This window comes from Bacillus sp. ISL-46, from assembly GCF_018613205.1.
Window position 1 is genome coordinate 1 of record NZ_JAGGQR010000032.1, and the last position, 9,167, is coordinate 9,167.

Annotated in this window: 7 protein-coding genes and 2 pseudogenes; 3 read left to right on the plus strand and 6 right to left on the minus strand. The window is 37.4% G+C overall.

Annotated features, from left to right (window positions below):
* Positions 1-330: 330 nt before the first annotated feature.
* From J7E67_RS16720 to J7E67_RS16735, 4 genes are all read right to left on the minus strand, one after another.
* Complete coding sequence (locus J7E67_RS16720) at positions 331-720, minus strand: cupredoxin domain-containing protein (protein WP_214714372.1); 390 nt, start codon at positions 718-720, stop codon at positions 331-333.
* Positions 721-922: 202 nt separating this feature from the next.
* Positions 923-2,152, minus strand: coding sequence for an MFS transporter (locus tag J7E67_RS16725; RefSeq protein WP_214732406.1), 1,230 nt, complete (start codon positions 2,150-2,152; stop codon positions 923-925).
* Positions 2,153-2,166: 14 nt separating this feature from the next.
* Positions 2,167-3,222, minus strand: a complete 1,056-nt coding sequence (locus J7E67_RS16730) for an ROK family transcriptional regulator (protein ID WP_214714368.1) — start codon at positions 3,220-3,222, stop codon at positions 2,167-2,169.
* 315 nt (positions 3,223-3,537) lie between these two features.
* Complete coding sequence (locus tag J7E67_RS16735) at positions 3,538-3,948, minus strand: Lrp/AsnC family transcriptional regulator (protein ID WP_214714366.1); 411 nt, start codon at positions 3,946-3,948, stop codon at positions 3,538-3,540.
* A gap of 118 nt (positions 3,949-4,066) precedes the next feature.
* On the opposite strand from J7E67_RS16735, the gene J7E67_RS16740 reads away from it, so the two are divergent.
* Positions 4,067-4,828 carry an MBL fold metallo-hydrolase gene (locus tag J7E67_RS16740; protein ID WP_214732407.1) on the plus strand — a complete coding sequence of 254 codons (762 nt, stop codon included), beginning with the start codon at positions 4,067-4,069 and terminating at the stop codon, positions 4,826-4,828.
* A 449-nt stretch (positions 4,829-5,277) separates the two neighbouring features.
* On the opposite strand, the pseudogene J7E67_RS16745 reads toward J7E67_RS16740, so the two are convergent.
* A pseudogene (locus tag J7E67_RS16745) lies at positions 5,278-6,583 on the minus strand (IS110 family RNA-guided transposase).
* Between the two features lie 583 nt (positions 6,584-7,166).
* On the opposite strand from J7E67_RS16745, the pseudogene J7E67_RS16750 reads away from it, so the two are divergent.
* Both J7E67_RS16750 and J7E67_RS16755 read left to right on the plus strand, forming a co-directional pair.
* Positions 7,167-7,636, plus strand: a pseudogene (locus tag J7E67_RS16750) (low molecular weight protein-tyrosine-phosphatase).
* Between the two features lie 76 nt (positions 7,637-7,712).
* On the plus strand, positions 7,713-8,009 hold the full coding sequence (locus J7E67_RS16755) for a LysR family transcriptional regulator substrate-binding protein (protein ID WP_214732409.1): 297 nt from the start codon (positions 7,713-7,715) through the stop codon (positions 8,007-8,009).
* Positions 8,010-8,833: 824 nt separating this feature from the next.
* Here the strand turns inward: J7E67_RS16755 and J7E67_RS16760 are convergent.
* On the minus strand, positions 8,834-9,013 hold the full coding sequence (locus tag J7E67_RS16760) for a hypothetical protein (RefSeq protein WP_214732408.1): 180 nt from the start codon (positions 9,011-9,013) through the stop codon (positions 8,834-8,836).
* Between the last annotated feature and the right edge of the window lie 154 nt (positions 9,014-9,167).

Here is a 9,167-nt window from a genome sequence, read left to right on the forward strand (position 1 = left end):
ACTGATTTAAAGGTCATTATTGATTTTATAACTTGTTGATTGGAGCGGAAGGCGCGAAGACTCCTGCGGGAGTACGAAGCAGGGGAGACCCCGCAGGCGCTTAAGCGCCGAGGAGGCTCCCCGCTACGCCCGCGGAAAGCGAAGCGCCTGGAGCGCAAATCAACAAACAAATTAACAAAGACATAAAAAAGACTGCCGGCAAACCCAAGTTTTTCGGATTTGTCGACAGTCTGAAACAGCCAGTTAGATAAACTGGCTGTTTTTAAAATGAAAATTGTGAATCATTACAGTGTCGCCTATTAAACAAGCAAGGCCAATTGGCCCTGCTTGTTATTTGACAATTACTTTTCCAGCCATACCTTCCTTGAAATGGTACCTACATATCAAGTCATATGTACCGGGATTTTTCGGTTTCACGGTAATGGTTTTTTCTTTTCCCGGCTGGACTTCGGTGTCAATACTGAGCTTTTCCACTGTGAAGGTGTGCTCTTTCTTACCTTGGTTTTTCAATATCAACTTTGTCGTTCTTCCATTCGGAATAGTGATGACTTTCGGATTAAAGTAATCATCGTTCAACTCGACCTCAATCGCTTTCACTGTCTCAACAGGCTGTGTTACGACGCCGGATTCAGCGAATACATCTAGTGAGGCTGGAGTTGTCATAACCACAATCATCGCAAGCATAACGACCAATCCAGTTAACCAATTTTTCACAGACATTCTCAATCCCTCCTTTCCTAAGCACTATTGTTTTCCAATTCATAAAATATTATCACAATACATTGGGTTCCAGTGCTTCAAATAGTAACTCTTTTATCTGAAACAGTGACAAAGAAAAAAGATCGACTCTAATGGCGATCTTCTGGAATCCATTCTTCTTCAATTAATAGCAGATTACTGAATAAGGATAACCCTTTATACATTAAATTACTGTGGAGTTTTTCTTTTTTACACTTAATAAATTGTTTCTATTCAATTTGATATTTAATTTTTCTGAACCCAAGAGCATTATTGCAATAAAACCTGCAATGACAAATGGGAAGATTCCTATTGTCGAGTGTGCTGCAATGAAACCAAGAAGTGGCGGCAGGAACGTACTACCTGTATAAGCAACGGCCATTTGATACCCCATGATTGTTTGGGAATGTTCCTGCCCAAATCGTGTTGGCGTTTCATGCAACATACACGGAAATATCGGTGCCAATCCTAATCCAACCATAATAAAACCGACAAGCGAGAAAGTCGACGGCAATGGTAGGAGTAGGAATGCGGCACCAGCTAATGCTATTATTTGCCCTACCCGAATGAGCGTACGGTTACTTATTTTCATGGTAATAAAGCCTGTAATAAATCTTCCGATTGTGATACCCGCGTAATACAAGGAAACCCATTTTGCCGCTGCATCTACGGATAATTCTTTAACATTTACCAGGAAACTACTTCCCCAAAGTCCCATCGTTGCCTCTGCACCACAATAAAACAAGAAAGATATCAAAGCTAGCTTAACTCCCCTAATTTGCAAAGGTTTTCGGTTTTTAGCATCTCCTCCATGTAATCCATCATCTGTATTTTCTGTCTCATTAGAGATCTCAATGCTGTTTCCTCTAACCTTATTCCATAAAGGCAAAGTGAAGAAAAAAATGACAACTAATACAAACTGCAGACCAGCAATGGCAAGATACCCGTTTCTCCAAGAATGTTGCCCTGAAATAAACTGAACCATAATAATGGGACCAAGTGTAGCCCCAACTCCCCAAAAACAATGAAGCCAACTCATGTGGTGTGCTTTGTAATGTGTCGCTACATAATTGTTTAATCCCGAATCAACTGCACCTGCACCTAATCCAAGTGGTATGGCAAAAATAAATAACCAAAAAAGCGAAGGAGCAAATTGAAACCCAAGCAGTGCTCCAGCAGTCATTAAACAACTGAAAAATGTGACAATGCCCGTTCCGAAGCGTTTAAGTACAACTCCACTAGCAAAACTGGAAATGATCGTTCCTCCAGCGATTGTCATAAAAAGCAAACCGGCTGTCTCAAAGTGAGCTCCAAGTTCCGATTGCATCAAAGACCATGACACTCCCAACAATGAATCAGGTAAACCTAAGCTGATAAAAGCCATGTAGATAATTACTAAAAAGAATGTAGCCATTATAACCCCGCCTTTTAATTTTTTATAATAGGTATTGATTTGTCTTGGCTGTTTATTCCGGTGATCATGAGATCAAGGCCAAGACTTTGTAATCCAAATAAATAATCTTGTTTCCAATCACTCATTATAAGTTCTGGAAGATGCTCTGCTGGAATATACTTTGCGCTTCGGTCTAAAATTTGGTCTAGGATAAATTGGTTGACTTCATCATCGCAAAAAATAATGGTATAAGGATTAATAATAGCTACAAAGGAAGCTACTAATCTGCTAATGGCGTCAATCTCATATTCCTCACATATAAATGCTGCCTTAGGCCTGTTTTCATTTTGCAAAGCCTGGCCAAAATTTTGGTTATCGTACTGTGGAACGAATGAAACCTCTCCTGAAAAATTAGTGCTGCCTCGTACCACGACTCCATTTACCATAATTCCAGCACCTGGACCATTTTGACCTGAATATAAATAAACAAGGGATTTATCTTTCTTATTTCCCATACTGTCGTGATATCCAAGCACCGCCGCATTCATATCGTTCTCTATAACAACAGGTATTGAGAAACGACTTTCCAAGTATCCCTTCAAATCGAAGTTTTGAAGGTGTTCATACCCTGGTATATAAATAATCCGTCCATTATCTACGGAACCAGGAACCCCAATGGCTATAGAACTGATTTTTGGATAGTTCTCCAGTATCTCTTCAACACATTCGGTTAGTAATCTTAAATCTACATCCACTAAGAGACTTGAGGTTTTTCCAACATCCTTCACTTCACCTAAACAGTTAAAAACAATATAATTTGTCTCTGTCCTCTCTAAAAAGAATGCCAAACCTAACATATACTCTGGATTATATGTATATCTTTTTGCCCTTCTTCCACCACTCGAATCATCAAGACCTACTGAAATCAGTTCACCGTCCTTTTCCATCTGGGTTAAGAGTTTACTTATGGTAGGGAAACTAATTTCTAATTTATCGCTAAGTTCAACTTTTGTTGCACTGCCAAGTTCTAAAAGAGATTTACGAATACCGCGAAGGATTTCCTTCCCCATCGATTTTGGAGTCGTGTTCATAAGGGTCACCGCCTATTAAAATGGACTTATTAAAGAACTTTAATAAGTATCAATCAAAAAACTTATTAAATCTCTTTAATAAGTCATGTTGATAATATAGCATATCATTTTACCGGAAACAATGGAGATTATTAATGGAATAGTGTTAATTAGAAAGAATATTAAGGCTACTTTGGCTCTCTGTAATACAATCATTCTTAAACTCCCTGAACTGTCAGTGGGACAAGAAAAAAGGCTGCGCAGCAACCATTTTTTAAACTTAAGCCCCCGGTAGTTTATGTGAATTAATTTATTAAATTCATTTGTATTGATGTATTATTTACTAATTACAATCGATAATTTATAGCTCACATAATTACTTAGGCCTGTCAAAAATTCATCTAATATTTCATTGGATGGAAATTGGCATTCGAGAAGATAACAACTTTCTCCACTGATTTTGTAATTGTTTATGACGTAATGTTCTTGTTTTATAACGAACGACAAATAAGGTTGATGGTTCGTGCTTTTCGTATAAATATGTATAATTGCGTGAACAGAATACCCCATTTTTGCTTGATTGACTTTAATGCTATACCCCTCAATAATCCCTTTATCCTCTAACTTCGCAACCCTGGCTGAAGCAGCCTGTCCAGTCAAATGGACTTTTTCACCCAATTCCTTCATCGTAATACGGCTGTTCTTGGAAAGTTCATCTATGATTCGCATATCCGTGCTATCTAACATTTATTCAATTCCTTTCAATAATCAAGTGAAACCGCAAAAAGACTTGATTTTATCTATGTAAGTATAAAGCGGTCCTATTATAAACTATATGTACATTAAAAAAAAGGAGCTAAAGAATATGAATATACAATTAATTCGTAATGCAACATTAGTTGTCCAATATGCAGGGAAGAAGTTTTTAATAGATCCATTTTTGTCTGAGAAAGGTACTTATCCGCCCTTTCCCAATTCATTAAGGCAAGATCAAAATAATCCTTTAGTCAGTTTACCAACCTCCATTGACGATATTATCAATAATGTTGATGCTGTTATTGTAACTCATCTACACTTAGATCACTATGATGATGCCGCCAAAAAAGTTTTGCCAAAAGATATAAAAATGTTTGTACAAAATGAAGAAGATGCTGGAATAATTAGAAACAATGGGTTTCAAAATGTAGAGGTTCTAAAAGAAGATACAGTTTTTGAAGGTATCCAATTAATCAAAACAAAAGGCGAGCATGGAAGAGGAGAAATATTAAAGCATGCTGGTCTAGTGTGTGGTGTTGTCTTCAAGCACACAAATGAGAAAACTTTATATGTTGCTGGAGATACAGTTTGGTATGAATCGGTCCAAGAAGTAATTGCAACACATAACCCAGAAATAATTGTTGTAAACGGTGGAGATAATCAATTCCTACAAGGTGGTTCGCTAGTTATGGGGAAAGAAGACATCTATGAAGTTTACAAAACTGCCCCTAATGCAAACATTATTTCTGTTCATATGGAAGCTGTCAATCATTGGACATTATCGAGAGAAGCATTGAAAAGTTTCATTAATGAAAATGGAATCTCATCAAATGTTTTGGTGCCAGATGACGGAGAATCATACTCATTCTAAGAATCAGAACAGACAGAAATAATTTTTTTCTGTCTGTTTTTTATATAACGAACCTCCCTCTATATAGAAAGGTGAATCTCCCGATTTCTCTTGTTTTCTCCGAATTACGCAGTAGTCTGTTTTAAAATTCATTTGAATATTGGAAGATTTGTGTACTAATGGATAATTTTGGGTACAAAGTGAAAAAACGATTAATAGCTACCAAACCAACCTTATCCAAAAGGTGGATATTTAGGTAAAGTATGGTCGCACTTGTGGATCTCCACATTTCTCATGGAGGTCAACCCTCCCATTTCTCACAGAGTCTTTGCTCCAAAATTCCTTCGTCCAACCTTTCCATGAGGTGGATGTCAGTCATGCTGCCCGACAGGGTCCTTGCCCGTACTTTAGTTGTTTTACTGACTAATCCGTGCTTCAAATGTTTATAACAATTAACCCAGTAATTAATATCAATGAAAAGAAAATAAAGTTACTGCAATCTGTATTGCTGCCATATGAGGAATGTCACTTAACATACGTTCTTCACTGAATTCACACTGCTTTTTACCGATGGTAAACAGAATGCGTATGAGTTTATTACATATTGCGAATAGAGATTGCATCTTCTTCAAAGGATTATTTGGGCGTTTTGTAAAATACTCATGTAAAGCCTTAAAAGCAGTATTTTTAGCCACCAAAGGCATTGCAACTCGGAAGAGGAGAGCTCGTAGAGTCTTCCTTCCTCTCTTGGTAATTTTGGTTTGTCCTTTGTGCTTTCCTAATGTATTTTCCTTAAGACTAAGCCCAGCTAGTTTGATAATCTGCCTTGGGTGGGAATAGTATCTTAGGTCTCCTACCTCTGAAAATAAGCCTGCAACCGTGTCTTTCCCTATTCCCTTAATAGCCAACATTTGTTCAACACCTGGAATTTGTTCAAGAAGTTTATCTATGTTAGATTCCAGTTCTTCGAACTTTTCATTTATTAGTTAATATTTGTCTATTAAAGTGCGAAGCTCTAACTTAGCCATATCAGAACCTTCCCGAATGCCAATTGAAGCAACTGCAACATTCTTTAGTTCTTTTATTTTACTGAGCCCAACTGCACGTTTAACGGCTTTTCGAAGATGTACTAGTATCTCTTGTTCAGGGAGATCTACTAACTCATGTGGCAATAAATTTAGTTTTAATAATTGTATAGCAGATTTACCTTCCCAATCTTTAAAGACCGTAAGGAACTCTGGAAAATAGCGGTCTATACAATTATGGACTTGCCCTTGAACTGCTTGAAGATCAACAGATAGGAGATCACGTATTTTTCTAGCCACACGAAGTTCTGCATATACTCCTTGTGGAATATTAGGTTCAGCATATCTCCCGTCTTTGACCAACTGTGCGATAACTCTTGCATCCTTTACATCATTTTTAGTTGGAGAATTATCATCTAACTCTTTACTCTTCTTTACATGCATAGGATTTACAACTACAAACTTGATATTTTTCCCCATAAGGAAGTGAGCTAAATTAAGCCAATAGTGACCTGTCGGCTCCATTCCTACAATCACTTTTTCCATTTTGTTTTGATCCATTAACTTTTTATCTCCACTCTATGAAACAGTTAAAGCTAGAATTTGTATTTTCAAAGTATAAAGGTGCCGAAAATTCTAAGCCTCTAAAGTCTTGGGCTCTTGCCACATGCTTGTATTTAGCAATATCAACGCCTATAATTAATGTTTGAGAAATAATTTGAGCAATCTTTTCATTTTGGTTATAATTCATTTAAATAGCCTCCTAGTAATTATGTTTGTGTCCTTTTTGCCGCCAAGCTTTGGACACTCATATCTTACCAAGGGGCTTTTTTATTTTCAAACCTCATATTTCTTCATTACAGGAATGCTGCCCTTTAGTTCAATAAGAAAAAGGCTGCCGTAATTAGCGGCCAGATTTTAAGGAAAGCCCCCTTTAGCTTAAGTGAAGTTCTTCGCAATTCAGCTGTTACACAAAAAAGAGTTATTTTAACACTAAATAAATAAAGACAAATCACAAGGATTTCTTGGGAAACAGTCTCTAAAAATAGCACTAGCGCCGTTCCATTTTTCTGTTTTGTACATACTTTGTGATTACGAACGAAAAGAAGGCAGTGTACATGGCAGATGGTGCTTACGGAGCTGGTTTTGCTCTAATCATTGTATGTTTATATTTCTTATCATCGTTGGAGCAGCTTGGTATTAAAAGACCCCAATAACGGCTGAAGGTGTGCAAAACAACACACCTGTCCAATCCACTATTTTGTAAATACATAATTCATTTCAAAAAAGACTATTAAAATGAAAAAATAAGATCAATTAAAGAGGTTAAGTACATGATCAACGTTTTATTTGTATGCCTGGGGAATATTTGCCGTTCACCGATGGCTGAAGCTTTGTTTCGTTTCGCAACTTAGTCAAAAAAGAAAATTTGACAAACAAAATCACAGTTGATTCCGCTGCAACCAGTTCATGGCAAATCGGCTTCCCTCCGCACGAAGGAACTCTTGATATTCTGAAGAAATACAATATCTCTTCTAACGGGCTTGTTGGACGCCGACTAAAGAAAGAAGACTTTTGGAAATTCGACTATATTATCGGTATGGACGAAAGCAACATAAAAAATATTTACAGGATAACCGGCAAGCCTAACCATCCAAAGATCATTAGGCTGCTCGACCTGACCAAATACAGGAAAGATGTCCCCGATCCATTTTATACAGGTTATTTTGATGAAACCTATCGTCTTGTTTCAGCTGGCTGCCAGGTATTACTCAATAAAATACGCAGCGAACAAAACTTATAACAACAAGGCGTCCATCTTAATCCGACGATCAAAACAATTTCTATTTCACTGAACCAATTTTTTGAAATTGTAAAATCTGTTTACTAAACAAAAATTCCAACACAACACCGGCTTCGAGCCGAATATTGTTTGTGAATGCTTAAGTGTTGCGATCATTATCGCGTTAGTAGTCCCTGGTATGGGAGCTACTATTCTACCAAAGTCAGTGATGTCTTCCTTTCCGATTTCGGAGATTAAGATGCTAGTTATACTTGATGCAACTTTTCAATCTGTTGTTGGTATAGTACGGCTAAGGGAACGTCATCTTTCCAAGAGTGCACAGGCTTTATCGATACTTTTAAGGAAGATCATCATTTATAATTGTAGCTTATAACCATGTTGGCTGAACGGTGACTTAATCAATTTATTCACTACTATTGAAGTAACCTGCCCTGTTAGTGGAACAAGAAAAAGCTGCCTAAATGACAGTTCTGTTCTTAACCTCTTGCACCCGTTAGCCATCCATGCAGCACAAAATCAGTGCTGCACCACAGAGAATGAAAATGGTTAGGAAGTGTCAATACTGATACTGACCTTAATCCAGTCAACCCTAATCCATAGACTTATTAATTATCGCTCTCCTCTTTTTTTTAACGATTGAGCAGGGTCTTTTTAAGTTTTGTCATTTTTCTTATCTTGAAGAAATTTATTTTCATGGTAGACAATCATGCCGCGCTGCGGCACCATCAAATGAATGAAAATGATTCATAATCCCGTCTAGTTTTCATTGTACCTGTCAATCCTTTTTATAGGCTGGCGAAGGAAGGTCGTTCAACTATGGTGCCTCGAGCCCGCATGGTAGACTGATTTTTAACGACCAGGTGCACCACAAATTGTCGCTCCCTGGGAAGCACGCAGGATAGATTAATCTAGTGACGTTAATCTTTATGTTTTTGGATTGTCCGAAAATTTTTCACAGAGGAATATAAACACTTTCATAAAGACTATAACAACAACGATTCCAGGTATTGCTCCCAATAGGAAATTCTAATGAATTTATATCTAACGTTGATCGTACCAGAAAAAACCTATTGAATTTTAATGCAATAAATTGTATAATCATAAAAACTTTTCTAATATTCGAGAAGTTACTACATGCATTAGGACTCCCCTATTTACAGGGAGTCCTTTTGTATTTTTACAGAGGGGTGTAATTCTTTATTCAAGAAAAGCACCCGTTAGCCATCCATGAATCGCTAAAAACCAGCTCTTCACCACAGAGAATGAAAATATTGTTAAACCGTCAATACTGATTCTACGGCTGGAGAGGAAGGTCGATGAACTATGGTGCTTTAGAGCCCATCCGTTAGTCTGACTCCAACGACCACGGTGCACCACTGACTGTCGCTCCCTTACGGGAAGCACACATGGTAGATTAATCCTATTCTGGTTGCTGCACCAGCCTCCAATAATATTCATTGCCGTAGAAAGGATGTTTTAAATGGAAGTAGTCATGGAAAGAGCATGTGGTATGAATGTTCATAAATACAAA

Bases quoted from the DNA above. Each gene is read 5' to 3' on its own strand.
- J7E67_RS16720 (WP_214714372.1), bottom strand. From the start codon at position 720: ATGTCTGTGAAAAATTGGTTAACTGGATTGGTCGTTATGCTTGCGATG.
- J7E67_RS16725 (WP_214732406.1), bottom strand. From the start codon at position 2,152: ATGGCTACATTCTTTTTAGTAATTATCTACATGGCTTTTATCAGCTTA.
- J7E67_RS16730 (WP_214714368.1), bottom strand. From the start codon at position 3,222: ATGAACACGACTCCAAAATCGATGGGGAAGGAAATCCTTCGCGGTATT.
- J7E67_RS16735 (WP_214714366.1), bottom strand. From the start codon at position 3,948: ATGTTAGATAGCACGGATATGCGAATCATAGATGAACTTTCCAAGAAC.
- J7E67_RS16740 (WP_214732407.1), top strand. From the start codon at position 4,067: ATGAATATACAATTAATTCGTAATGCAACATTAGTTGTCCAATATGCA.